The 448-nt window shown below is 60.5% G+C and carries 1 protein-coding gene; it reads left to right on the forward strand.

The genetic code is table 11. The annotated features are described in order from the left end of the window. Window positions 1–15 precede the first annotated feature (15 nt). Window positions 16–448: reverse transcriptase domain-containing protein (locus MXD60_RS26310; RefSeq protein WP_308222619.1), on the forward strand; the 433-nt coding region annotated here is incomplete at its 3' end.

The raw sequence follows: 448 nt of genomic DNA on the forward strand, positions 1-448 counted from the left end.
TACTTTCCGCCTCCGGTGCGGGCGGTCGAGATACCGAAGCCGCACGGCGGGGGAACACGGACGTTAGGTGTTCCCACCGTCGCCGACAGAATCGCGCAGACAGTGGTGGCCCGTCATCTGGAGCCCCGTACCGAGTCGATTTTTCATGAAGACTCGTACGGGTACCGTCCGGGCCGGTCACCGCTGATGGCGGTCGAGAAATGCCGCCAGCGGTGCTGGGAGAAGAACTGGGTGATCGATCTTGACATTCAGAGCTTCTTCGACTCGGTTGACCATGAACTGATGGTCAAGGCGGTGAAGGCCAACACCGACCAGAAATGGGTGGTGTTGTATGTGGAGCGGTGGCTGAAAGCCCCGATCCAGATGCCCGACGGAAGGCTGGTGAAACGGGATCGCGGTACTCCACAAGGATCGGCCGTGTCACCCGTGCTCGCCAACCTATTCTTGC

This window comes from Frankia sp. AgB32 (genome assembly GCF_023243045.1).
Classification (GTDB): Bacteria; Actinomycetota; Actinomycetes; order Frankiales; family Frankiaceae; genus Frankia.